This window comes from Crocosphaera watsonii WH 8501 (assembly GCF_000167195.1).
Taxonomy (GTDB): Bacteria; Cyanobacteriota; Cyanobacteriia; order Cyanobacteriales; family Microcystaceae; genus Crocosphaera; species Crocosphaera watsonii.
In genome coordinates this window covers 1-24121 of the sequence record NZ_AADV02000018.1, presented here as the reverse complement: position 1 = coordinate 24121, position 24121 = coordinate 1, and the positions used below count along the sequence as shown (strand labels likewise).

Here is a 24121-nt window from a genome sequence, read left to right as displayed (position 1 = left end):
TTTGCAGGAATTCACTCATTAAAACAACTTCCTATTAATCTAGAAGAAGTAAACAAACTGAGACATGATTTAGTTAATAGTTGCTCAGAAGAAGAACAGCAATATTTTTTAGAAAATCTTAGAAATTTTATTTTTAAGAAAGATACTCATGAGTGCTTAATAATTAAAGATGAAGATAACGAAGCAATAGCTTTAATTGTCTATAATAGAAGTAAAAAAGATCAGCTAGAAATTACTATGATTAGAATAAGTGAACATTATCTTGCTGAAACAGTAGCAAGACATTTGTTATTTACAAGTATTTCTCTATCAGCACAAGAGGGACGACAATTAACTAAAATTACCGATAAATACCTTCAATATGAAATCATTAATATAATTCAAGAAGACTATTTTATAGAAACAAACAATGAATTATCAAAATTAAATTTATCTTTAATTGATACAAAGAAAAATATTGCAGACAAATTGAATAAGTTGGAAAAAAATACCAGAATTGACTTTCTTTTTTCAAAGGTTCTCTGAAAATCTTAGAAAAAATAACTTAAATGCAGAAAATATTTTACTGATTGAACGTTACTTGTTTCCTCTAAAAATTATTGATCATGATATTAAGAATTTTATCATACCAATTGAACCTAAATGGGCAGCTGATTTGTTTGATCAAAAATTAGCTGAACAAACTTTATTTGGTTTTAGTCAAATAAAACTAGCTCTTAACCGAGAGGCAGTGTATTATAAGTCTAAAAGATCCCCTAAACAATTAGCTCTAGGTATAAGTGGTCGAATTTTATGGTATGTCAGTAGTGGTAGTAATAGAAAAAAATTTTGTCATGTTGGTCGCATTAGAGCTTGTTCTAGACTAGATGAAGTTATTATTGATACTCCAAAAGAACTACATCGTAAATATCGTCATTTGGGTATTTATGAATTGTCTAATATTCTTGAAGTTGCTAAGAATGATGAGCAGACAGAAATCATGGCAATTAAGTTTAGTGATACTGAATTATTTGAATACCCTGTTAGTTTAAAAGAAGCTCAAGAAATACTTAAAAATAAAACAACTTTTATATCTCCTACCTATATTAATAATGAAAAGTTTGCTATAATTTATAAGCAGGGAATGAAAGGTCAATAATTCAAACATTATGTGTAAAAATTTCCTTCTTATTTCTATTAAGCCAGAATATGCACAGAAAATTCTGGACGGTGAAAAAACAGTCGAATTACGAAAAACTAGGACTCGATTAAAACCTGGGGACATAGTTTTAGTTTATGTGTCTTCACCTCAACAAGTAATAGCCGGTTTTTTTGAAGTGAAAAATATTGAAATATTTGAAAATCTTCCTAAACAAAAAAATAATTTTTGGGATAAAATTAAAAATAAAGCTCATATCAAAGAAAAGGATTTTAATGATTATTACAAAAGGGCATCTATAGGAGTAGCCATTTTTATAACAAAAGTACATAAGTTTGATAATACTGCTAAACTTATTAAACTTAAACAGAAGATTAAAAATTTTACTCCTCCCCAAAGTTATAGATACTTAAAACCCAAAGAGATTGAAATTTTAGAATCTATAGTTAAAGAAAAAATTTTAGTCACATAATAAGGAAAAGATAAAATGAAACAAGAAAAAGAACATATAATTAAAAATTTATTTGAGGAGTTTATTGATTCTTATTTTTATAGTCCTGAATTTCTAGAAACTCAGAATATTTATGATCATAATCATAAAACAATACATAATAGTTTTCAAAATATTGAAACAAAATTAGAATTAATAAACGAAGAAGATTTTATTAATGGAGTCTTGAAAGATTTACTTTGTTTAAGTGATCAGGAAACTTGGATAAAATCATGTAAAACTTATAAGATAGATCAAACTTTTACTAATGACAGGGAACAATGGAATATATTAGCGGAAAAAGTATATAATTTTATTCATGATTTGTTAATATACCCTGAAAATTTGCAGATTATTTGTAATAGATATCTAAGCTACGATTTATTTAAAAGTATTCCTCTCTGTTTAATTACTCGAATCTTAAATGCTTTAAATCGTCAAAAATTTTTTATGGTTATTCCAACTTCTCTAAAATTAATTAATTATTTATCAGAAAGTTCCTATAATCTATCTCTTAGGGATTATCCATCTATTAATTTTTTAAGTCAAAAAATAATTACAATTCTGAAATACTCTAAAAATTTGTCTAGTATTCCATTTCTATCTGACAGTGAAATTTTTTACTACTTTTGTGATTGGTTATATAGAATTAAAAAAATTGATAAGACTTCACTACTATTGGATAAAAACCCGACAAAACAATACACAATGATGCAGCTTATTGAAGATACTAACTTAGAAGAAAATGAATTAAACCAATACATCAAAACTCTAAAACGTAAAAAACATATTATCTTTCAAGGTTCACCAGGAACAGGAAAAACCTACTTAGCGAAACATATTGCTAATCATTTAACCAGTAGTGAAAACAATGGATTTTATGAACTGATACAATTTCATCCTAGTTATAGTTATGAAGACTTTATACAAGGTATTCGTCCCCAAACTTCAACCGATGGAAACCTAGAATATTCCATGATACCTGGACGTTTTTTAAACTTCTGTGAAAAAGCAAAAGACTGTGAAGGGATGTGTATTTTAATCATTGATGAAATTAACCGTGCTAACCTCTCTCAAGTGTTCGGAGAATTGATGTATTTACTAGAATATAGAGAAGAAGAAATACAACTTGCAGGAAGCGATCAAACTTTCAAAATACCCGAAAATGTTTATATAATTGGAACTATGAATACTGCCGATCGCTCAATTGCTTTAGTAGATCATGCTTTGCGTCGTCGCTTTGCATTTATTCCCATCAAACCTAACTATGACATCCTCAGAAAATACCATCAAAAAAATAGCCCAAACTATGATATTGAATCCTTAATCAACATTTTAATTGAACTCAATAAAACTATTAATGATCCTCATTATGAAATTGGTGTTTCTTTCTTCTTAACTGAAAGCTTACTAGATGAGCTCGAGGATATTTGGACAATGGAAATAGAACCCTATTTAGAAGAATACTTTTTTGACGAAACCGATAAGATTGAGCAATTTCGTTGGAAAAATAGATGATATGTGTACTAATACGATAGAATTAACTGAATATAAACCTTGTAATATTCCCCGTGATCAAATTCCACAAGAGATTATTGATGAGTTAAAAGAAAAATATAAAAGTAAATTACAAATCAATCTAAAATATACAAAACAAGGGGATCAGTGGCTAATTATTTCTCAAGGATGGGTAGGTTATATCCCTATTAATAATGACTGGAATTTTCAGATTAACCCGAAAGTTCCTATTAGGAATATTTTTTAAATGTTAGAGTATGCTTATAACATCAAAAGTTTTCAATTTTTAGATGGTTTAATGACTTGTGAAAGTTTACCCGACTTTATATAACCGTTTAGCAACTATTTTTGCTCATCGTATCTTAAACCGTATTCAAAAAGAACTCTATTCAACCTATATAAAACAATCACAAGAGTTAAATTATGTCAAGGGTAAAATAGATATCAAAACTATGATTAAACATCCCTGGAAACCGACACTAACTTGTCAGTATGATAACTTTACCCAAGACATAGAAGATAATCAGATTTTACTATGGACAATATATATCATCAGTCGTCAACAAATCTGTCAAGCAAATACTCGTATATTAATTAGAAAAGTTTATCACGCATTACAAGGTTATGTAACCCTATCACCCGTTACAGCAAATGATTGTATTAACCGAAAATGTAACCGTCTCAATGAAGATTATCACGGTTTACATTCCCTGTGTCGCTTCTTCTTAGAAAATACAATACCCAGTCATGACAAAGGAAACTACAACAGCTTACCTTTTTTAGTTGATATGAATCAATTATATGAAAAATTTGTCGCAGCATGGTTAATACAACATCTTCCCCCACACTTAGGAATTAAAACACAGCATCGTGTAGAATACGATAGTTTTAGTTTCAAAATTGATTTAATTATCTACAATAAAGAGACACAGGAAAATTTATATGTACTGGATACGAAATATAAAACAAAAATCAAAACATCTGATATTGAGCAAATCATTGCCTATACTTTTCAACAAAATTGTAATCATGCTATTATTATAGAACCCACGAATAATAAGCCCATTAATGCTAAAATAAATAATATGTCTATTCGTAGTTTAAACTTTTCCCTAGATAAAGATATAGAAGTCTCAGGAAACAAATTCTTACAACAATTAATTACACTAAATTCAGTCCAAATAACATAAGTTATGGTGGGCAATTCTAACAATGATATTAACTAACAATCATTTTAGCTATAGGTTTTCTCGGACTCATGAGGTACATCTAACTCCGAACTCCGAACTCCGAACTCCGAACTCCTAAAAATAGAAAACTGTGTACCTCACAAGTATAAGAATTGCTATAGTATTGCCCACCCTACAGTTATCGCGATGATATAATTAGACTACAAGGAAACAATCAAATAATTATTCTGAAACTTTGCCCCTTTAACTGATTGTCCCGCTAAAGGTGAAGGTAATTCAATATTACGTCTTTGATCCCCTGCTTCAATGGTTAATTCTGGTCCATATTGAGTTAGTTTAACCTGTTTTTTCTCAAACCCAGGTAAAAACACCTTAACTTGACGATTTGCAACATCAATGGTGACAGGTTTAGGAGCTTGAGAGTCCCCTAAAAATTGCGGTAAAGCGTCCATTAATGGTTGCCAGTCATGCCCACCCATTTTAGGTAGAGAAGATAGGTTTAAGGGTTCAAATTCGTTGGCTAAAGCGTTTGTTTGACCTTGGTTGACAATGATACCCCGAACTGATAAACCCACTTGTTGCGCCCCACCCCAATAATATTTAGCTGCGGCGATCGCAGTTTCGTCTTCCGTTGTCACCAAATAAGCAGCTACTCTGTTACCATCGGCTAAAGCAGCCTTACCAGACTGTAAAATATCATTAGCAGGAGTATCATTGAGATCATCCGCACTCCAAGAAACATTTAAAATAGCACTGGTAATGGGTTGCACAAAGGGAGCCAAAGTTTTACCCACATCTGACTCCGTTAATACCTTCTGAAACCGTCGTACATACCAACTCATCATTTCTGGAATGCTAAACATTCTCAGGGTATTTAAAGCACTATCCCCGTCATAAACAATGACATCGTAATCCTTACTTTGTTCGTATTCCCGTAAAGTATCCAGAGCTAAGGCCCCATCCATTCCAGGTAATATCCCTAATTCCTGTCCATAAACATTTTTTATGGTAGGCGATCGCAAATATTTCGCCTCTAATTCCTTGACATCTTCCCATCTTTGTGATATTAGTTGTGCTGATTTTAAAGCCATCCCCTTTAAGTTAGGCTCAATTTCTGTGGGAACTGCTTCTAGGGTAGTTCCCCATAAATGATTCAATACTGGGCTAGAATCTTGAGACAAGAATAAGACACGAGATCCCGTGGTTGCTAGTTTTTTAGCTGTAGCGATCGCTACTGTAGAACAACCACTACCGCCTTTGCCCAAAAAGGTTAAAATCAAAGCCATGAGTTATCAAAAATATTGTCTTTAGTAATTAGCATAACCTCGTAGGGGCTTAATAATATTAAGCCCCGAATGAAGTGACGAGTGCGACTTCGTTAATCGATCGCTTTGAGTTCATCATCAAAAAACCAAGTTTCTGATTTATCAGAAAACTCGACTATTGCTCCGACTCCACTACCATCAGTCATTTTGAATTCCTTGATAGTGCCTTCCTTTCCAAGTTTATCCACAACCTGTCCAGAGACGCGATCTCGAAGACGGATCACCTTTACTTTCTGCCCGATTTCCATACCCAAATTTATTATTATATTAGTTAACCATTCCTTAGTTTAGCGGAATTCGGGCCAAGGTTAATGATTAAAATTTTCTTAATTCAACGGGAACAACTCGACAAAACTATCTGACATTTAATACAATACCCCTAAAAATTCGTAATTTATTGGTATTGATAATCCATTATGACCATTAGCCTAAAAGCGAGCCTTCAGGGAGCGTCACTCAGACGATACCTAGAGTTGCTGCGAATGTTAGTAGAAAGAAACTTAAAAGGACGGTACCGAGGCTCATTTTTAGGGGTGTATTGGTCGCTGCTAAATCCCCTGATTATGACGGGGTTGTACGCTGCAATTTTTGGTACAGCATTTGCACAGTATTATGATAATTCAACCTTTAACTATATTTTAGCCGCCTTTACAGGCTTGATAGTGATCAATTTTTTCTCATCTTCCACCAATCAAGCTCTAGGGAGTGTAGTAGGTAACGGAGCTTTGTTAAATAAAGTTCGTTTACCCATAACTATTTTTCCAGTGTCGATGATTGTGGCCAATATTTTTCAATTTGTTATGGGTCCACTGCCCTTATTGGCCATTGTTACCTTAATTGTTTCTAAAAATCCTCTCAATGTTATTGCTCTAATATTCCCTTTGATCGCCCTCAGTTTTGTCTGTACAGGGGTCGGTTTTTTCGTTAGTGCTTTGTATGTATTTTTCAGAGATTTACCCTATTTTTATGAGCTAGTTTGCTTTGTTCTTTGGATTAGCTCCCCTGTCTTTTATCCGGCGGAAATTGTTCCTGCTTCGGTCAAATCTTTCTTACTCCTCAACCCTTTAATCCCTATTATTGAAAGTATTCGCCAGATATCATTATCTGCGGCTTTACCCGATGTAACCTTAATTTTACATTCATTTTTTAATGGTTTCATACTTTTAGTGTTAGGCTGGATCTGTTTCCGCTCCTGGCAAAAAAACTTTATGGATTTGCTTTAAAGGTTAAATGGTAGAAGCAATTAGACTCGATCACGTTTCCCTCTGGCGTAGAACCCAAGAGGAGTTTTCTTATGACTTAAAGAAAACTATCCTATCTATTTTAGAAGGGAAATACCGTCAACCCTCAAGAAAACTGATTCTTGATCGCATTGATTTGACGGTTCATGCTGGGGAGAAAATCGGTATCATTGGCTCCAATGGGTCGGGAAAATCCACCCTACTCAAAGTGATAACAGGAATTTTACAACCTACATCTGGCCAGATTCGTGTTAGGGGAGACATTGCCCCTTTGATTGAATTAGGTGCTGGATTTGACGCTGAATTGTCCGTAACTGATAACATAATCCTTTACGGGGTAATGTTAGGGTTCCCTCGTCAAGAGATGGAAGCTCGCGTTACTTCGATCTTAGAGTTTGCCGATTTAACAGATTACTCCTTAGCCCCCGTAAAAGCCCTTTCATCAGGGATGACTGCCCGTTTAGGGTTTTCCATCGCCACCGATGTTGAGCCAGATATTTTAATCTTGGATGAAGTCTTATCGGTGGGAGATGAAAGCTTTAAACACAAATGTAAGAAACGAATGGATAGACTCTGGGGACATAATACGACTATTTTAGTGGTGTCTCACGGATTAGATTTTATTCAACAAGCTTGCGATCGCGTTATTTGGCTAGATCGGGGTAAAATTCGCTTTATTGGTGATACCGATGAAGGGATTAATCGTTATCTTCTCTCTGTTCAAGAACATTCAACACTAGAATTACAAAACCATCTATGAAAATTTTAATTACAGGGGGAGCCGGCTATATCGGCTCAATTTTAACCCCAACTTTATTGGCAAAAGGCTATGAAGTCACTGTATTAGACAGTTTTATGTTTGGTCAGAATAGTTTGGCTGATTGCTGTCAGTACGATACTTTTAACGTGGTGCGTGGGGACTGTCGTAACGAATCTTTAATCAAAGAATTACTACAAGATGCTGATGTAATTATCCCCTTAGCTGCTTTAGTGGGTGCGCCCTTATGTAGTCGGGATGAAGTGGGAACCCGTACAATTAACTACGAAGCGGTGAAATTGATTTGTGATTTAGCTAGTCCTCAACAACGGATTTTAATGCCTGTAACTAATAGTGGTTATGGCATTGGAGAATCAGGAAAATTCTGTACAGAAGAATCCCCCTTACGTCCCATTTCCCTCTATGGAACCACTAAAGTTGACGCAGAAAAAGCGGTTTTAGAAAGGGAAAATAGCATTACTTTTCGACTAGCTACCGTGTTCGGAATGTCCCCGAGAATGCGGGTTGATCTCTTGGTTAATGATTTTGTTTATCGTGCCTTTTATGATCGGGCTGTGGTCATTTTTGAAGGACACTTTAAACGGAATTATATTCATATTCGTGATGTAGCTAAGGTGTTTGTTCATGGAATTGAAAATTTTGAAACCATGAAAGGCAAACCCTACAATGTGGGTTTAGAAGATGCCAATTTATCTAAGTTGGAATTGTGTGCTGAGATCAAAAAATATTTACCCAAATTCACCTATTTAGAAGCTCCCATTGGCGAAGATCCCGATAAACGGGATTATATTGTTTCTAATGCCCGTATCCTCAAAACAGGATTTGAGCCAGAATGGCCATTAGGTCGAGGAATTCGGGAATTGATCAAAGGCTACACTATCCTACGCAATAGTGTTTATTCTAACGTTTGAAGCAGATGGTGAGGGTAGTTGAGTAATTAATAATTAATTGATATTTTGCTCTCCACACTCCCCCATCTCCCCACACTCCCCACACTCCCCACACTCCCCCCAGTCTCCGGTGTCCCCCAGTCCCCGGTGTCCCCCAGTCTCCGATGTCTCCCCATCCCCCAGTCTCCCCAAAAGTTTCACCCCAGTTCACCTAATAAGGTACAATGACTAACTAGAGCTAAATTTCAGACGGTATCAACCGTAGTCGACCGTTAGGTAGATAAGCGTGGACTTGACTCAAATATTCAACACGACCAACCCAGTTATTGGAGTTGTTCATCTCTTACCCCTTCCCACGTCTCCTCGTTGGGGAGGGAGTTTAAAAGCAGTGATTGAGAGGGCTGAACAAGAAGCCACCGCCCTGGCCGCAGGGGGAGTTGATGGCATTATTGTCGAAAATTTTTTTGATGCCCCCTTTACTAAAGAAAAGGTCGATCCAGTGGTAATCAGTGCTATGACTTTGATTGTCGATCGCATCAAAAACTTAGTGGTGGTTCCAGTTGGGATCAATCTCCTCCGGAATGACTCTGTAGGGGCAATGGCCATCGCTTCGACCATTAATGCCCAATTTATCCGTGTAAACGTTTTAACGGGTATTATGGCCACGGATCAGGGGTTAATTGAAGGCAACGCCTACGAACTCCTGCGTTATCGTCGTCAATTAGATGCGGAAGTGGCTATTTTAGCTGATGTGTTAGTTAAACACGCCCGTCCTCTGGGAACCCCTAATTTAACTACTGCCGTACAAGATACCATTGAACGAGGATTGGCCGATGGGGTGATTCTCTCAGGTTGGGCCACTGGTAGTCCTCCCAGTCTCGAAGATTTGGAACTGGCTAAGGCCGCAGCCCAGGAAACTCCTGTGTTTATCGGAAGTGGGGCTGATTGGGATAATATCGGAAAATTGATGACGGCAGCGGATGGTGTGATTGTAGCCAGTTCCCTCAAACGTCAAGGAAAAATTACCGAAACCGTTGACCCCATTCGAGTTGCTCAGTTTGTCGAAGCAGCCAAAGAAACCACCATATCTAAAGAAAAAACGAAATCTCAGCAACCGTTAAGATTGAGATCATAACCCCTTGTTAGAATCAGGAATAATTGATTATTTAAAGAGAAAAAGGATTATGAGTCGTATTAGTAGACGTTCCGTTCCTTGGCTCCATCGTTGGTCCCGTCCTATGATTGGGGCGATCGCCATTGCAGGGGCTGTTCTAACCGCCTATCTTACCATCACTAAACTAACTGGGGGAGAAGTGGCTTGTGGTGCTGGGGATGCAGAGGCTGTGGCCAGTGGCTGTAAAAGTGTCCTCAATAGTCCCTATGCCACTGTTTTCGGTTTACCCTTAAGTTTGTTTGGTTTTTTGGCCTATAGCAGTATGTCCGCTGCTTCTTTGGGACCTTTCTTAATTCAACCAGAAGGGAAAAAAAGCTTTAGAAAACAACTTGATGAATGGACATGGTTGTTCCTCTTAGCCGGGGGTACTTCGATGGCCGTGTTTAGTGGTTATCTGATGTATATTCTAGCCACGGAATTACAATCGGTTTGTTACTATTGTATCGGTTCGGCGGCTTTTTCCCTGAGTTTAATGGGGTTAAGTATTTTTGGCCGCGAATGGGACGAAATAGGTCAACTTTTCTTTATACCTATTGTGGTGGCTATGATTACTTTGGTAGGAACTTTGGGAGCTTATGCCCATCTTAACCAACCCCCCCCAGCTACCACTGCCGATGGCCGTATTGTCATCCCATCACCTGACACACAACCAGAAGCACCCTATGGGTGGGAAGTAAATACAGAGTCGGGAGCCTCTGAAATTGAATTAGCTAAACATTTAACCTCCGTAGAGGCAAAAATGTACGGGGCTTTTTGGTGTCCCCATTGTTTCGAGCAAAAACAAGTTTTAGGGAAAGAAGCGGTTAAGGAAATTACCTATATTGAGTGTGATCCCAGGGGAAAAAATCCGCAACCAGAAGCTTGTCAAGCTGCTGGGATTAGATCCTATCCTAGTTGGGAAATTAATGGTAAACAATTATCAGGGGCGCAAGAGCCTGAAACTTTAGCTCAAGAGTCTGGTTATACAGGGCTAGATGACTGGAAATATACCATTCGTGGACGTTAGTTATTAAGTAGAGGGTTTAATATCATTAAACCCCTGCTATGGCTTATTTGAGAACAATTTAGGTTAAAAAAAATGATGCAATTTGGTGAGTCTGTACCAGATAATTCAGAAAATCAATGGCGATATCAATTAGACCGTTTTGTAACAGAAAATAAACAGGCTCTCGCTGCCTTAGCTTGGGGTTTAAAAAATGAATGGGAAAATGACCAGGATGTGTTAGGGATTGATTTAGAACCGGAACCCCATTTCATCCGTTGTTCTCGTCAATCTCTTGACGAATTAAATCGTAATGTTGAAGGAAAAATACAAGAAGTTTTAGGTATTGTTGACAATTATAACTATAACGAAGAAGTAGCGATGATTGCCATTAATGAAGGTCAAATTAAATTGATTTATTATCAGTGTGAACAGTCTCCTTCTGTTTTTTTTGATGAGGAGAATATGAGTTTAGATGGTTTGATTGAACAACTGGAAAGTACAATGAAAGCCATCAGATGGAAGAGATAAGCTGTAATTCTAAATTCTGATTGACACCGGAGAGGGGGTGACGGGGAGACTGGGTGACTGGGTGACTGGGTGACTGGGAGATTTTTCTACCCCTTCTAAAAGATAAGATGGGTTTGAAAATCGGATTTAATATTAGCTCAAACTTGATGGTGACACATCAGATCAATTATGATAATAGTTAGTGTTAACTCATAGCATAGTGAAAACTATGGGTAACAAATTCAATTACAATATTCACAACAAGGAAAAGCTATGACGGTACTGGAAAAAGGTAATATTACCATTCATACTGAGAATATTTTTCCCATCATTAAGAAGTCTCTCTACACCGATCACGAAATCTTCTTACGGGAATTAATTTCTAATGCAGTGGATGCTATTTCTAAGCTAAAAATGGCCTCTTTAGCAGGGGAACTATCTGGGGATGTTCCTGAACCAGAAATTACCATTACGGTAGATACAACTAACAAAACTCTTTGTATCTATGATAATGGTATTGGGATGACTGTTGATGAAATCAAAAAATACATCAACCAAGTGGCTTTTTCTAGTGCGGAAGAATTTGTTAAAAAATACCAAAAAACTGCCAATGATTTAATCGGACATTTTGGTTTAGGTTTCTATTCTGCTTTTATGGTAGCCAAACAGGTAGAAATTGATACTTTATCCTATAAAGAAGGCTCAGAAGCTATTCATTGGTCTTGTGACGGTTCCCCTGAGTTTGAGTTAACTGAATCTTCGAGAACTCAAATCGGAACAACAGTTACTTTAACTTTAATGGACGATGAACAGGAATATATAGAACCCCAAAGAATTCGTCAATTGGTTAAAACTTATTCTGATTTTGTTCCCGTTCCGATTAAGTTTGAAAACGAATCTATTAACAAACAAAAAGCTCTTTGGAAAGATTCGGCACAAAATTTAACGGATGAGGACTATTTAGAGTTTTATCGTTATCTTTATCCTTTCCAAGAAGATCCCTTATTATGGGTACATTTAAACACGGATTATCCCTATCTTTTAAACGGGATTTTATACTTTCCTAAATTGAGACCCGATGTTGATGTGTCACAAGGACATATTAAACTGTTCTGTAATCAGGTTTTTGTTAATGATCACTGTGAAGAAATTATCCCAGACTTCTTGATGCCTTTACGGGGTGTTATTGACAGTCCTGATATTCCCTTAAATGTTTCTCGAAGTGCTTTAACTAATCATCGGACGGTTCGCAGTATTGCTAACCATATCGCCAAAAAGATAGCTACACGGCTCAAATCTATCTATGAGGACACCCCCGAAGAATATGTTAAGTGTTGGAAAGATGTGGGAACTTTTATTAAATATGGTTCTTTGAAAGATGAGAAGTTCAAGAAACAAGTTGAGGATATTCTCATCTACAAAACCACTTATAAAGCGGATAAAGTTGAGGCAAAATCTGACCCTGAAACCCCACAAGTTCAAGTAGAAGGTGAAGGGGATCTCTGGGAAAATGTTAAAACTAAAGGAGAAAGTGAGGAGAAATTTAGTTACGAAAGCGAAGGTTATACTACCTTACCTGCTTACCTAGAACGTAACAAGGAACGTCATGAAAATCGGGTCTTTTATTGTACGGATACCGATACCCAAGCGACTTATGTAGAACTCTACAAAAATCAGGGTTTAGAGATCCTATTTATGGACTCTTTCATCGATACTAATTACTTTATTCCTTTCCTGGAAAAAGAGTATTCTGAGGTTAAATTTTCCCGTGTAGATGCGGAGTTAGATGATACCTTAGTTCAACAAGATAAAGCGGATGAAATTGTTGATCCGAATACGAATAAAACCCGTAGCGATCAAATTAAGGAAATTTTTGAGAAGGCTTTAAATAATTCTAAAGTCAACATCAAAACCCAAGCATTAAAGTCAGATACTCCCGACAGTACACCCCCTGCGATGGTATTATTACCAGAAGCAATGAGACGTTTACGTGAGATGATGGCCGTCTCTCAACAACAGGTTATGGACTTCCCAGATGAACACGTTTTTGTGATTAATACTACCCATCCATTGATCGAGAATATCTATCAGTTGAGTCAGGGAAGTATTATCCAAGCAGGGGGTGATTCACCTTCGGCAGAAATGGCTAAAATGTTGTGTCAACATATCTATGATTTAGCTTTAATTGCTCAAAAAGGACTCGATGGTGAGGGTATGAAGTCTTTTGTTGAACGATCTAATCAAGTATTAACTCGTTTGACGAAATAGTGAGGAGGTGAGTTCGGAGTTCGGAGTTCGGTCTTTTTTAAGGAGAGAATGAAGGTTTGATACTTCTGATTTGATTCAGTTTTCTTGCTTATATCGAACTCCGGTTGAGTAATTAATAATTTCTAACAGTAGGGTGGACATTGTCCACCTTATTTTGTTTAAAACAGTAATAATTTTTGCAAAGTAATTTCGATCTCAGGAAAAGCTAAAGGTAAAATAATCCCAGATTGATATGTAACCAGTTGTAAGTATTTATTATCCTGGGGTTGGGTATGAACGATGACTTGTTTATTTTGTAAGTCAATTACCCAATATTCGGGGATACTATTACGCGCATAGGTAAAGCTTTTTTGTTCTAAATCTTTCTTGAGAGTTCTTTGGGATATTTCGATTAACCAATAAATATCTTCAGCGTAGGGATGATGATTACGATAAATAGTTTCTGGGAGTCTTACTATAGCTATATCTGGTTCCGGTTCGGAGTTATCTAGGGTTATAGGATGGGATTCTTTGACGTGAGCTAAATTTGACAGTAAATTTCTCAGGTAAATAACTACATTTTCGGTAGTATAACTATGTTCAATCCCTTCTGGACTCATATTAACGATATTATGCTCTAATAATTCTACTTTTTGTCCGTCTAGCACCCCAGAGTTAACCAGTTCGTGCCATTTCTCAATTGTCCATTTATAGGTAGTTACCGTCATACATATATAGGAGAATTATTGATTTGACTACTTTAATCTTAGCTTGGGAGTTGGTACTGTCAAGTTAAGCAAAGATTGTTGTCTCAGAGTGCAATATTAGAATTCTCACTTTGACGTGTAACGTTATCCGTCAAGGTGAGTTAGGAGTTAGGAGTTCGGAGTTCGGAGTTATGATTTTATAATGATAATTTTGACGTGTAACGTTATCCGTCAACAGAGTTTGATCATTAACCCCTAGAAACTAAAGCATTAATTTGATTATCGCAACGTTCTACAATCGGATTGAGTCTCATATCTTGATACAATTAACGGGCGTTATGAAAGGATTCTTTTGCCTCATCTTTTCATTGAACCTTTTTAAAGCATAAATCTACATTAAACAAAGCCTTCGCTTCACCTGGTTTATCGCCGATTTCTTTAAAAATAGCTAAGGACTGTTGATAGTATTCTCTTGCTTGTTCATATTGTCCCAGAAAATAGTAAGCATTCCCCAAACCAATATAGGAATTAGCTTCACCGTTACGATCGCCTATTTCTCTAGTGATAGCTAAAGACTGTTGATAGTATTCTCTTGCTTGTTCATATTGTCCCAGGGAATTGTAAACACTCCCCAAATTATTATAGGAAGAAGCTTCACCGTTGCGATCGCCGATTTCTCTAGTAATAGCTAAGGACTGTTGATAGTATTCTCTTGCTTGTTCATATTGTCCCAGAAAATAGTAAGCATTCCCCAAATTATTATAGGAATAAGCTTCACCTTTGCGATCGCCGATTTCTCTAGAGATAGCTAAAGACTGTTGATGGTATTCTCTTGCTTGTTCATATTGTCCCAGAGAAGAATAATTGGACTTTGGACAAAAAAAGTTTGTTAGCGTATATTTTACGCTAAACTAAAATCCCAAAATATCGGCTCTGTATCAGTCAATAAAATTGGCTGACAAATAGGGCTAATCTATAGATTCTGAGGAAAACTAAGGAGCTTTTAAGTTTTCAGTTGATTTTTTGCTCCCTTTCTTGATAACATCATGACGAGTTCGTGGGGCTTTTTTGTAACCTTTAATACGTCCGGAAGAAAAACCTCGACGTTTGGGAAATTTGGCAAAAGTCCCCAAGGTCGTAATTATTCTTGAAAAGTCTCTTTGAACTAGACTAGGGGTGATTTTGATGGATTTATTAGTCTTCAAATACTGTTCCCAATCACGGGGTAAAACCACAGCTAATTTTCTGGCAGCCCACAAATTTACAGAAGAAAGAAGTGTTAGTTTAAACCAATTTTCTTCATGATGTACATCGGGAGTTAAATAAGATGTCATCAATAATCTTTGTTTACCAAATCGAAAAAGATGTTCCATGTCATAACGTTGTCGATAACACTGATAACAATCAACTAAACTTAACTCATCGCGCCGAGAACCAATAACAATAAGCCACATAGGTTTCCAAATACTATTTCTTTCTTGATCTCTGACAACAATCTGGAGTAAAGTAAAGGGGTGATTGTTCATTTTATAGTTTTTAGTTCCTCTCATTAACATCTGTTTCCATCCCGAAATAGTCACTGTTAATTGACGACCTTTTTTCGTTGTAAAGGGAACATGATGAACTTCATCAGGTTCAGTCCAAGTTTGGTCATCTTTAAGGTCAAATTTATCCCCATACCAACGGGGATGTCCCGAAATTTTGGCTTGATTTGGGTCCCGAATAAATTGACGATAAAAAACTCGGTCACTTCTAACTCTTGTAATAGTAACTACGTCTTCATGCTTAACTTGTTCCCCAATAAAATCCTTTTGGCTGTAGTCACTATCAGCCACTAAGACAGATAATTTATCAGAAAATAAAGAACTTTGCCAGATTTTTTTTAGTTGTTGATTGCCTTGATTTACTCCTTTATGTTTAGAGGGGACTCGCTCTCCTGATAAGGGGACAGCCCAAGGGACTTTTTCTGTGTCTATTTGGTCAGGTAAAGCGCAGACAACGGAATAACAATGTCCAATATTAATGGGTTTATTTCCCTTAATTGGATTGAGGTAATGAATAAAGGTTTTATCCGCTAACGTTTCGGCAAACGGTCGTGGACAGGGAGTTGTGTCAATACCAAATAAGTTATAATGTTTTGAAGTGGGAGGAATTGTTCTCGATACCGCTGAAAATAAAGTCTCAATTCTCTGTTCATAATTAGGGTCAGTTTGAGTGGGTAAAACTCTTGAATTCCTCTATATAAACTGTTATAATCTCTTCTAAATAAAGGATTGAGAGACAATTCAACGACTGAGTGAGCTTGTTGGTTACTGGAGAGGGCATCGAGTAATTCTATAATAGTTTCTTTTCTAGCTTTTAGTCCTTGGAAGAGGTTAGACCTCCACACCAGGAATTCCTCGACAGACGTAGCCGTTTCATTTTTGGTCATTTTTAAAATTTATTACCTTATAAATTAGCGTAATATATACGCTAACATCAAAAAAGGTTGTTTGTTACAGTTAAGGCTAATGTCATAACATTCCGAACTTAAGACCAGTCAAGATGTCCACCTGAGAGCCAAACAAATTAAGAGTCTAATTCGCTCTCTTAAACAGAAAATAAAGAAAATTGAACGGGAAGGGGAAGTAGCACCAGCTAATTGTCATATTATTCGTTATCAGGTTAATGGAAAGGGAACAATCTACTGGTATTATAAACTACAGGCTGCTGAATCAATTTTTCCTATGGCCACTAATAATGAGAAAAAAACCAAATATAAATATTTAGGACGAGCCGGAAGTTCTGCTCATATTGATGCTGTAGAAAAACTCACTAGAAGAAATCTCATTGATGAATTAGAACGAGTCATTCAATCTCTAACTGAAAGCTACTTAGATATCTATATTGGAACCGAAACTGAATGAAGCTATTTAATATTTAAAACCCCCTAAAAAGATGGAAAGAGAGTTTTTAAAATCACCTTAATTCTCTATTTTAGCTCTGGAGACATGTTTAGCGTAAAATTTACGCTAACAATTCTTTTTTATCCAAAGTCCAAGAATAAACGATACCCAAATTATTATAAGAAGTTGCTTCAACTTTGCGATCGCCGATTTCTCTAGTGATAGCTAAGGACTGTTGATAGTATTCTCTTGCTTGTTCATATTGTCCCAGAAAATAGTAAGCATTCCCCAAATTCTTATAGGAACAAGCTTCACCGTGTCCATCTCCTATTTCTTTAAAGATAGCTAAAGACTGTTGATTGTATTTGATCGCTTCTTGATATTTAGCTAAATAGTTATAAATAATACCTAGATTTTGTAAAGAATTCCCTTCTCCATATCTATCCACAACTTCTCTGGAAATATCTAATGCTTGATAATAACAATGTAAAGCATTTTCTTTTTCATCAGGAAAACTAACTGCTACACCACTTTTGATGCGATTAAAATAAACATCCCCTAAACGATTATAAAGGGTAACTAAATTAGGATCATTTTTGCCTCTTTTGTTTTCAGTATTGCTGATAAGTTCTTCTAAATCTTCCAAAGATAAAGAATGTGAATCATCTTCTTTCAAATAATCATCAGAAATAATTCTATTATCTGGTGGTAAAACAGGAGTTAAAGAAGCTTCAGGAATAAAATGAAATACCCCTTTTCTCCAACTCCAAAAATCAGGTGCTTTTCTACTTAAATTAACTAAAATTTGATTTGTCACCCATAAAAGAATGGGATAAGGAAATTCTCTTAACCCTTCCCTTGTCCATTGTAAATAACCAAAAAATTTCTCTTGTTGTGATTTTTCCCCATTATTACGAATAAAGAATAAATCTTCTGCACCTGTGATATTTAAAAGAGTATATTTTTCATTTTTTTTGAATTCTTCTGATGGAACAATTTTATAAATAGCTGCTCTTAAACTGGGTTCATTTTGGTCAAGACGAGCATGATAACTGGCAATATTAGGTAATAATTCTTTTTCGCAATCTTCTATAATTTTATCTCGTAAATTTCTATCATCACAAACAGCAATTAATATACTTAAAGTGTTTTCGCTTGCTTCAATAAGACTTAATAACCCTTGGTAATTAAGATTATTTTCTTTGCTTAGTTTTAAAGTAGTTTCTAACGGCATAATTTATTAACCTTTATGATTCTAATAAGTAACCTTTACGATTCAATAAATAAATAACAATAGGATGAAGATCGTACCATAAATTATCATTAATATATTCTAAAATATAAACGTTATGTAATAAGTCTAAAAACTGATCTTGATCACTTTCATCATCGGGATTAAATTTATGATAAATTGTTGTTAAAAGCTTATACTCATTATTAGATAAAGGTCTGGCCATATCATTTCTTAACTCTCTTAATGCTGTATCTAAAATATCTTTATTGATTTTTATGTTTGTTTGTTCAGGTTCCATCCTAATTAATACTAAACATTCAGAACAACATTGATTCATAATACGAATAGCTTCTCGTAAAACACCTCCGCTTTTTAAAATAATTTGTTCTAAAATCTCAGTTTCAATTAAATTATTATCAATCCTTTTTTCTACTAATTTGCGAAAAGTATTCACATTTTTTTCATTGGGAAGAGCATCAGAGTTATGGCTTTCTTATTTACTAAAAAACTTAGAAATAGGCATTAATTTAACTTGATTATTACTTTCATCTTGCATAATTGTTCGTAAATTTTTATCTCGCATTGCTGCCATTGGAACTGTATAAATAATTCTAAACTTGGGACGCATTAAAACTTTGATATGATCGCTGAAAATTTCTCTAACAAACCCTAAATCAAGTTTATCTAGATCATCAATAATAACTAAAATTTCTTTATCAGTTTGCTCTCTAATAACAGTAGCAATAAGATCCAATTGATCAGTTAATTCAGAAATATTACGTTGAAATTCTTGTTTGATTTCATTACGAGTGGTATAATTAGTTGTTAATTGGGTTTTTATCCAACTAAATAAATTAAATTTTAATCCCAATTCTCGTTTTTTTTCTTCAAGATTGGTTTTTGTTTTTGTAGCAAACCATTGATAAAATTTTTGCTTTTTTGACTCTTTTATTTTAATCTTATCTTGTTCAGCTTTAGCCATCATTTGCACTGCGATTGCAAACAAAATATTAATATGATTCACATCTGACATTTCTATCATGTCAGCAATAGAAAAAAAGACTACAAAATAGTTATCTCGTATTTGACGACTAAAATAAGCGAGTAAGGTTGATTTTCCACAACCTCGATGTCCTGTAAAAATTACTTTATTATTAATATCAGTACAATCTTCTAGCACTTGTTCTAATTCTAATCTAACACGAGTTCCATACTCAATTCTAAAATCATCTAATTTATCATCGGTTACTAATGGTAGAAGTTGAAAATTTTGATAAGTTTGGCGAAACGCTTCTAATAGATTACTGGTTGCCATAATTGAATAAATTAGACACTATTTCTATTATAATTCAAATTAGAGTAAGGTGGGCATTGTATCTGCCTACAAATTTCGTCTCTAAAACTGATGGCTTTCATCAAGCAAAGCGTTAAAATTAAATTAATGGTAGTGGTAGGCATTAAATGTTAGAAATTGAGTACCTGAAAGATCCAAATGGTAAACCGACAGCGGTTATTATCCCAATCGAAGTGTGGAAACAAATATTTCCTGAAGAAGAAATTTCCTTAGATGAGTTATCGGATAGATTAGAAGATTATTGTCTCAATCAAGCAATGGATGAAGCAAAATCAACTCCTTTATTAGACAGCAAAACAGCATTACAATATTTGGAGGAATAATTTGCAAGTTGAGTATCGCCAATTATTTTTGAAAGATTTAAAGAAGTTGAAAAAACAACCGATATATAAGCGAATCTTTGAACTAGCTTTTGAAACTATTCCTTTAGCTGATAATTTGGAAGTTTTAAGCAATATTAAAGCAATGAAGGGTTATTCTAATCGCTATCTTATTCGCATTGGTGATTATCGTATTGGAATAGAAGTACAAGGCCATCAAGTAGAAATGATGCGTGTTCTACATCGAAGAGAATTTTATCGTTATTTTCCTTAATTCTAGTGTTCAAGTAAGGTGGGAATTGCCCACCCTACAAGTTTTAATTTTAACTAAAAAAACTGTTCACTGTTCACTGATCACTGTTAACTGTTCACTGATAACTGATAATAAACTCCCCAGATGGCCATAGCTCTTAAATAATGACAAGCACGATAGGTTCCCACTGCGGTTATTGCTTCAGGTGTCCGAAACTGTAACCCATTTTCATACACTTGTTTAACCACTGTTTCGGTTAATTTTAGGGCTTCATTTTTCATCCCCATTTGTATTAGAAATGAAGCTATTCCAAAATTAATTCCTGTCCAAACTTCTTGGGGATGAGTTGAGTTAGGATCTTCCGGTGTACCATCGGGTTTCATGCCGTTTGCTGCCCCATATTTTCCGTTTTGAAACTTTAAAAAACAAGCTTCATAAACCTTATTCAAAGCTGATAGGGTATATTCAGACTCAACTACATCGGATAAACCCAATAAACGGGCATAAAATTGACCACATAATTGATCCGCCATCACTATATCAGAACCGCTTTTACTATCTAAATTATAGTATTCTCCGTTCCATAATGTACTGTGATAAATAGCACGAGATTGTTGTAACCAATTATTGTATTTATCCAGTTCCTTTTCTATAGATTCGGGATAATTTTCAGGTTCTAATTGTGGATTATTAGGAGAATTTTCTAACAATATTTCTCCGATCTTAATTGCTGCTTCTAAAGCTGCGATCCATAAACCACCACAATAAGCACTAATACCGCTTAATTTCCAGTCATCAAATGTCTGATCTGGTGCGCCAGAATTTTCAGGAATACCATCATTATCTAAGTCAAATTCTTTGAGATAGTTTAATGTTTCTGGAATGGCAGCCCAACATTCCCATAAAAAGTCAATATCATCGGAACCAGTTAACAAAAAATCTCGATAAACTTGTAAAACAAAATCACTCCCTAAATCTTTCCAAAGATTACAATCTTGATAGCTTGTATAGTTTGTTTTCTCCCAAGGATGTTCATTAGGCGCACCTAAATCATGGGGAGTTGCACCTTTAACTTTTCGGAACCCTTCAGCCTGATTATAACCAATAATTCTAATAGTATCGTCACTACTGGGAATTGCCCGTGCAAAAGCTTCCATAACTGCCTTTTCTAAACCAGGCCATAACATCAATAACCCAAAAGATCCATATAATCTTACATCTAAGCTTTCATACCAACAATAATCTAAACATTCTAACACCCCAAACTGTCCTACAGGATCAGTCTCAGATGCTGCTGTCCATAGAGTTCCCCCATCGGTTAATAAATATAATTCATTGAACAAAGCCATCTTTAACCAGTCGGGTAAATTATCATTTTTTAAGATAGAGTTATGCCATTCTTCTACTTTATCTCGCCAAACATCAGAATGTTTTAAAGCCGTTCTCACCATTGCCCAACCGTTGTTACCATTGCGTCCAAAAAAGTCAGTATAACGACGATAGTATTGTACTCCTGGGGTAAATTCTGTTACTGGTAAATCCCAGGCTAAGATAAAGGGAATCTTCTTAACTCTTCCTGGTTTAACAGTAAAACGTATTGCCATAGCTGCCGCTATTTGTTCCCCAGGTTCTGCTGGTGTTTCATCCTCTTGATCAGGTAAAGATCCATCCATAGCAAAATAGTCCCAAACCTCAGAACCATCTCCGTCAGGATTCCATTTACCCAGATTAAAAACCTCTACACTAGGATTAGTAACACTGGCAATACAAATCTGTCCTTCTCCCTCTTGTACCTGTTCATGGGGTTGTAATCTATTGAGAATAAAACCCACCCGAAAATTATCTTGTACCCACTGATTAAAATTTCCCGTACTATGACCCCATCTCGGTTGATATTCGTACTCTGGACTACCATCATCCCTAACAGTAATTTCTGGGGATTTAATAGCATTAGTAAACCAACCCACAATATTTTGCCAAGTAAGCATAATGCTGAGGGTAATGGGTTTATCAGTAGGGTTTTTTACTGTCCATTCAAATACCCCAATAGGATAACTTGTTTCCTGATAGTTATCTGGAATAATAGGAGAAAACTGCTCACAATAAATCTCTGCTTGAAAAACCCCCTCATATTGATACCAACTACAGGGATAAAGTGCAGAGTAAGTTCCCTTTTCTGTGGGATACCAAGACCAACGAGATAGGGTTTTATCCTCTGGGGGTTCCGTTGCTAAAGCATAAGCTTGCGCTGTACCATCTTCTAATTGTTCAAAAATACTAAACTGACAAGATGGGATACTCTTAAAAATATGTTCACCCCCATCTAAATGCCAAAGGTTAAAATCACCACGAGGCGATCGCCCAATACATCCTGCACCAAACCCACCGAGAGGCATTCCGTGCCAAGGGCCGTCATCTAAATTACTAGCATAGCGTACTGTATAAGGGTTATCCCATCCTTGACCGATGAGACGTTTCCAAGCACAAGAGGGGATGTTGGGGAGGGAAAATAAAGTCTTCATGGCATAAATTTTAGGATATAACGGTCAAAACAGTTCACAAATGCTAAAAATAACTATGTGTAGGCTACATATTTTGTAGAGGTCAAAAAGTTTTGACCTCTACAAACCCTATATTGTTTCTTGAAAATTCTTTTTTCTAGAAATTTAAGTTAAAAAATCAAACCCACTTAATTTCACCAGAGATCCCAAATGGGTTCTATAGGGAAATATCTATGATAGTTTAATAATATATTTGTACTTTTTTTAGTTATACATGAAGTTATACATGAAGTTATACATGGCTGTGTAACAATTATGGTGTTGAAACTTTTTTCTATGAGGAGTCTAATGATCAATTTTAAGTCTGTAGTTACGACATCAGCTTTCTCTCTATTATCACTAGCTGCTGCACCTATGGCATCAGCTATTACCATCACCTCTAATGGGACATGGACTGGAGTCCAAGGAAATCCATCCGGGGTAACCACAGGACTTGGCACTTCAGAAGTGAGATGGGGAAACCCAGCTCCTGGACAACCCACTAATACCCGAATTTCTCACAAAATCTGCGATCGCCAAACACAGAAGCCTTACAGGAAGTGGGTTTGAACAGAGCGATCTCAGATTTCCCCAACCAAGGTGATTTCCAAGAAAAAGTTTCCCACCCATTCTCAGAATCTGTTTGTAGAACATCTCAAATAAGCGAAAAGGGAAAAATAAAAAGTTGTTCGCGGATACTTTCCGCGAACAAAAACCTCCCTATCTAAAAGAAAGAAATACGCTAACTTTTAAATTAGCTTTGACTATTTTTAAAAAGGAAATTCACTTAATTTTACACTCTTATTAACTTTTTAGGCTAACTGGGTCTAATCAAAATATCCCATTTAGGTAAGTGAGGATTACGTTCTAAACGTTTCTCAATTTCCTTCATCTCTTTTTTCGTTAAAGAAATGCCTTTTTGATAAACTTTTTTACTTAACTTAACTATCGGATTTAAGCCTTTCCATGTCATAGTTTTTACCCAAGCTAACATCGTTTGAGCATTTCTCAGAAGTGTTCCGTTCCAATGCCTCTCTAAAATTCCCCAACATCTTTCTATGGAATTATATTTACTGTGATAAGGAGGAAAATATAGTAATTGAATAGATTTCTTAGTTTGGTCGGCAAACTCTACCATTCTCTTCAAAAATTGCCTTCTTATTCCACTATTTTCTGGTCCATTATCAACTTTAATTTGGATGTTCTCTAGTTGCTGCTTTTCAGTTATACTCAGACTTGTCCACCATTGCTCCAAGTTATCTACCATGAAATCACTCGTTTTATAAGAACTTCCAAAAGTTACATAAAGTTGCCCTGTATCTTCATCTACAATCCCACAAGGAAC

Annotated in this window: 25 protein-coding genes and 2 pseudogenes; 16 read left to right on the top strand and 11 right to left on the bottom strand. The window is 35.6% G+C overall.

Translation table 11 applies throughout. From position 1 onward, the window contains the following. Nucleotides 1-237 precede the first annotated feature (237 nt). The 6 genes from CWATDRAFT_RS14110 to CWATDRAFT_RS14090 are packed head-to-tail and all read left to right on the top strand — an operon-like array spanning nt 238 to nt 4336. Nucleotides 238-525 carry a hypothetical protein gene (locus tag CWATDRAFT_RS14110; protein ID WP_007305651.1) on the top strand — a complete coding sequence of 96 codons (288 nt, stop codon included), beginning with the start codon at nt 238-240 and terminating at the stop codon, nt 523-525. Next, entirely contained in the window at nt 497-1138 is a 642-nt protein-coding gene (locus tag CWATDRAFT_RS14105) for a hypothetical protein (protein ID WP_007305652.1), read from the top strand. Before CWATDRAFT_RS14110 ends, CWATDRAFT_RS14105 begins: the two co-directional genes overlap by 29 nt. 10 nt (nt 1139-1148) lie before the next feature. Further along, nucleotides 1149-1610 (top strand): ASCH domain-containing protein, encoded by a 462-nt coding sequence (locus CWATDRAFT_RS14100; protein WP_007305653.1) that lies wholly within the window; start codon nt 1149-1151, stop codon nt 1608-1610. A gap of 15 nt (nt 1611-1625) precedes the next feature. Beyond that, the gene (locus CWATDRAFT_RS39825) at nt 1626-3146 is read left to right on the top strand and encodes an McrB family protein (protein ID WP_007305654.1); all 1521 of its coding nucleotides are present in this window, start codon (nt 1626-1628) and stop codon (nt 3144-3146) included. A 1-nt stretch (nt 3147) separates the two neighbouring features. Continuing rightward, nucleotides 3148-3393: a hypothetical protein gene (locus tag CWATDRAFT_RS39820; RefSeq protein ID WP_007305655.1), complete on the top strand. Its 246-nt coding sequence runs from the start codon at nt 3148-3150 to the stop codon at nt 3391-3393. Between the two features lie 58 nt (nt 3394-3451). Further along, complete coding sequence (locus tag CWATDRAFT_RS14090) at nt 3452-4336, top strand: McrC family protein (protein WP_007305656.1); 885 nt, start codon at nt 3452-3454, stop codon at nt 4334-4336. Nucleotides 4337-4536: 200 nt separating this feature from the next. Here the strand turns inward: CWATDRAFT_RS14090 and CWATDRAFT_RS14085 are convergent, their stop codons facing one another. Together CWATDRAFT_RS14085 and petP are read right to left on the bottom strand one after the other, a co-directional pair. Continuing rightward, the gene (locus CWATDRAFT_RS14085; protein WP_007305634.1) at nt 4537-5622 is read right to left on the bottom strand and encodes a Get3/ArsA fold putative tail anchor-mediating ATPase NosAFP; all 1086 of its coding nucleotides are present in this window, start codon (nt 5620-5622) and stop codon (nt 4537-4539) included. Between the two features lie 92 nt (nt 5623-5714). Further along, nucleotides 5715-5909: a cytochrome b6f subunit PetP gene (gene petP, locus CWATDRAFT_RS14080; protein ID WP_007305633.1), complete on the bottom strand. Its 195-nt coding sequence runs from the start codon at nt 5907-5909 to the stop codon at nt 5715-5717. A gap of 168 nt (nt 5910-6077) precedes the next feature. Between petP and CWATDRAFT_RS14075 the strand changes: the two genes are divergently transcribed. The 7 genes from CWATDRAFT_RS14075 (at nt 6078) to htpG (ending at nt 13504) form a co-directional block, all read left to right on the top strand. Then, nucleotides 6078-6884: an ABC transporter permease gene (locus CWATDRAFT_RS14075; protein WP_007305657.1), complete on the top strand. Its 807-nt coding sequence runs from the start codon at nt 6078-6080 to the stop codon at nt 6882-6884. 7 nt (nt 6885-6891) lie between these two features. After that, a complete protein-coding gene (locus CWATDRAFT_RS14070; RefSeq protein WP_007305658.1) occupies nt 6892-7662 on the top strand; it encodes an ABC transporter ATP-binding protein in 771 nt (256 codons plus the stop codon). Continuing rightward, on the top strand, nt 7659-8591 hold the full coding sequence (locus tag CWATDRAFT_RS14065; protein ID WP_007305659.1) for an NAD-dependent epimerase/dehydratase family protein: 933 nt from the start codon (nt 7659-7661) through the stop codon (nt 8589-8591). Before CWATDRAFT_RS14070 ends, CWATDRAFT_RS14065 begins: the two co-directional genes overlap by 4 nt. Before the next feature lie 265 nt (nt 8592-8856). After that, nucleotides 8857-9705 (top strand): photosystem I biogenesis protein BtpA, encoded by an 849-nt coding sequence (gene btpA, locus CWATDRAFT_RS14060; RefSeq protein ID WP_007305660.1) that lies wholly within the window; start codon nt 8857-8859, stop codon nt 9703-9705. Between the two features lie 49 nt (nt 9706-9754). Continuing rightward, nucleotides 9755-10750 carry a vitamin K epoxide reductase family protein gene (locus CWATDRAFT_RS14055; protein ID WP_007305661.1) on the top strand — a complete coding sequence of 332 codons (996 nt, stop codon included), beginning with the start codon at nt 9755-9757 and terminating at the stop codon, nt 10748-10750. A 75-nt stretch (nt 10751-10825) separates the two neighbouring features. Beyond that, entirely contained in the window at nt 10826-11257 is a 432-nt protein-coding gene (gene ccmS, locus CWATDRAFT_RS14050; RefSeq protein ID WP_007310887.1) for a beta-carboxysome assembly chaperone CcmS, read from the top strand. A 252-nt stretch (nt 11258-11509) separates the two neighbouring features. Further along, nucleotides 11510-13504, top strand: coding sequence for a molecular chaperone HtpG (htpG, locus tag CWATDRAFT_RS14045; protein WP_007305663.1), 1995 nt, complete (start codon nt 11510-11512; stop codon nt 13502-13504). A gap of 158 nt (nt 13505-13662) precedes the next feature. Here htpG and CWATDRAFT_RS14040 read toward each other — a convergent pair whose 3' ends face one another. The 3 genes and pseudogenes from CWATDRAFT_RS14040 to CWATDRAFT_RS32360 form a co-directional block, all read right to left on the bottom strand. Next, the gene (locus CWATDRAFT_RS14040; RefSeq protein ID WP_007305632.1) at nt 13663-14211 is read right to left on the bottom strand and encodes a Uma2 family endonuclease; all 549 of its coding nucleotides are present in this window, start codon (nt 14209-14211) and stop codon (nt 13663-13665) included. Nucleotides 14212-14555: 344 nt separating this feature from the next. Further along, nucleotides 14556-15047: pseudogene (locus tag CWATDRAFT_RS14035) on the bottom strand (tetratricopeptide repeat protein); the annotation flags it as partial. A 135-nt stretch (nt 15048-15182) separates the two neighbouring features. Continuing rightward, a pseudogene (locus tag CWATDRAFT_RS32360) lies at nt 15183-16621 on the bottom strand (NF041680 family putative transposase). 121 nt (nt 16622-16742) lie between these two features. Here CWATDRAFT_RS32360 and CWATDRAFT_RS32355 point away from each other — a divergent pair. After that, entirely contained in the window at nt 16743-17096 is a 354-nt protein-coding gene (locus CWATDRAFT_RS32355; RefSeq protein ID WP_042711372.1) for a hypothetical protein, read from the top strand. A gap of 100 nt (nt 17097-17196) precedes the next feature. Here CWATDRAFT_RS32355 and CWATDRAFT_RS14020 read toward each other — a convergent pair whose 3' ends face one another. From CWATDRAFT_RS14020 to CWATDRAFT_RS38560, 3 genes are read right to left on the bottom strand one after another with little or no spacing between them, the layout of a single operon-like run. Beyond that, the gene (locus CWATDRAFT_RS14020) at nt 17197-18309 is read right to left on the bottom strand and encodes a tetratricopeptide repeat protein (RefSeq protein ID WP_007305629.1); all 1113 of its coding nucleotides are present in this window, start codon (nt 18307-18309) and stop codon (nt 17197-17199) included. 13 nt (nt 18310-18322) lie between these two features. Continuing rightward, a complete protein-coding gene (locus tag CWATDRAFT_RS38565; protein ID WP_007305628.1) occupies nt 18323-18763 on the bottom strand; it encodes a hypothetical protein in 441 nt (146 codons plus the stop codon). Nucleotides 18764-18802: 39 nt separating this feature from the next. Next, nucleotides 18803-19624: a P-loop NTPase fold protein gene (locus CWATDRAFT_RS38560; protein WP_007305627.1), complete on the bottom strand. Its 822-nt coding sequence runs from the start codon at nt 19622-19624 to the stop codon at nt 18803-18805. Nucleotides 19625-19770: 146 nt separating this feature from the next. Here CWATDRAFT_RS38560 and CWATDRAFT_RS14010 point away from each other — a divergent pair, with 146 nt between their 5' ends. Further along, entirely contained in the window at nt 19771-19986 is a 216-nt protein-coding gene (locus tag CWATDRAFT_RS14010; protein ID WP_007310883.1) for a hypothetical protein, read from the top strand. A 1-nt stretch (nt 19987) separates the two neighbouring features. Continuing rightward, nucleotides 19988-20257: a type II toxin-antitoxin system RelE family toxin gene (locus tag CWATDRAFT_RS14005; RefSeq protein ID WP_007305664.1), complete on the top strand. Its 270-nt coding sequence runs from the start codon at nt 19988-19990 to the stop codon at nt 20255-20257. 86 nt (nt 20258-20343) lie between these two features. On the opposite strand, the gene CWATDRAFT_RS14000 is transcribed toward CWATDRAFT_RS14005, so the two are convergent. From CWATDRAFT_RS14000 to CWATDRAFT_RS13990, 3 genes are all read right to left on the bottom strand, one after another. Further along, complete coding sequence (locus CWATDRAFT_RS14000) at nt 20344-22758, bottom strand: GH116 family glycosyl hydrolase (RefSeq protein ID WP_007305626.1); 2415 nt, start codon at nt 22756-22758, stop codon at nt 20344-20346. A gap of 173 nt (nt 22759-22931) precedes the next feature. Continuing rightward, the gene (locus CWATDRAFT_RS38555) at nt 22932-23279 is read right to left on the bottom strand and encodes a hypothetical protein (RefSeq protein WP_042711525.1); all 348 of its coding nucleotides are present in this window, start codon (nt 23277-23279) and stop codon (nt 22932-22934) included. 314 nt (nt 23280-23593) lie between these two features. Then, nucleotides 23594-24121, bottom strand: a 528-nt coding sequence (locus CWATDRAFT_RS13990; protein WP_007305625.1) for an ISAzo13-like element transposase-related protein, incomplete at its 5' end; no start/stop codon positions are given.

Coding starts and splice junctions, on each gene's coding strand:
- CWATDRAFT_RS14110 (WP_007305651.1), top strand. CDS start 238: ATGATTAGAATAAGTGAACATTATCTTGCTGAAACAGTAGCAAGACAT.
- CWATDRAFT_RS14100 (WP_007305653.1), top strand. CDS start 1,149: ATGTGTAAAAATTTCCTTCTTATTTCTATTAAGCCAGAATATGCACAG.
- CWATDRAFT_RS39825 (WP_007305654.1), top strand. CDS start 1,626: ATGAAACAAGAAAAAGAACATATAATTAAAAATTTATTTGAGGAGTTT.
- CWATDRAFT_RS39820 (WP_007305655.1), top strand. CDS start 3,148: ATGTGTACTAATACGATAGAATTAACTGAATATAAACCTTGTAATATT.
- CWATDRAFT_RS14085 (WP_007305634.1), bottom strand. CDS start 5,622: ATGGCTTTGATTTTAACCTTTTTGGGCAAAGGCGGTAGTGGTTGTTCT.
- petP (WP_007305633.1), bottom strand. CDS start 5,909: ATGGAAATCGGGCAGAAAGTAAAGGTGATCCGTCTTCGAGATCGCGTC.
- CWATDRAFT_RS14075 (WP_007305657.1), top strand. CDS start 6,078: ATGACCATTAGCCTAAAAGCGAGCCTTCAGGGAGCGTCACTCAGACGA.
- CWATDRAFT_RS14070 (WP_007305658.1), top strand. CDS start 6,892: ATGGTAGAAGCAATTAGACTCGATCACGTTTCCCTCTGGCGTAGAACC.
- CWATDRAFT_RS14065 (WP_007305659.1), top strand. CDS start 7,659: ATGAAAATTTTAATTACAGGGGGAGCCGGCTATATCGGCTCAATTTTA.
- CWATDRAFT_RS14055 (WP_007305661.1), top strand. CDS start 9,755: ATGAGTCGTATTAGTAGACGTTCCGTTCCTTGGCTCCATCGTTGGTCC.
- ccmS (WP_007310887.1), top strand. CDS start 10,826: ATGCAATTTGGTGAGTCTGTACCAGATAATTCAGAAAATCAATGGCGA.
- htpG (WP_007305663.1), top strand. CDS start 11,510: ATGACGGTACTGGAAAAAGGTAATATTACCATTCATACTGAGAATATT.
- CWATDRAFT_RS14040 (WP_007305632.1), bottom strand. CDS start 14,211: ATGACGGTAACTACCTATAAATGGACAATTGAGAAATGGCACGAACTG.
- CWATDRAFT_RS14020 (WP_007305629.1), bottom strand. CDS start 18,309: ATGCCGTTAGAAACTACTTTAAAACTAAGCAAAGAAAATAATCTTAAT.
- CWATDRAFT_RS38560 (WP_007305627.1), bottom strand. CDS start 19,624: ATGGCAACCAGTAATCTATTAGAAGCGTTTCGCCAAACTTATCAAAAT.
- CWATDRAFT_RS14010 (WP_007310883.1), top strand. CDS start 19,771: ATGTTAGAAATTGAGTACCTGAAAGATCCAAATGGTAAACCGACAGCG.
- CWATDRAFT_RS14000 (WP_007305626.1), bottom strand. CDS start 22,758: ATGAAGACTTTATTTTCCCTCCCCAACATCCCCTCTTGTGCTTGGAAA.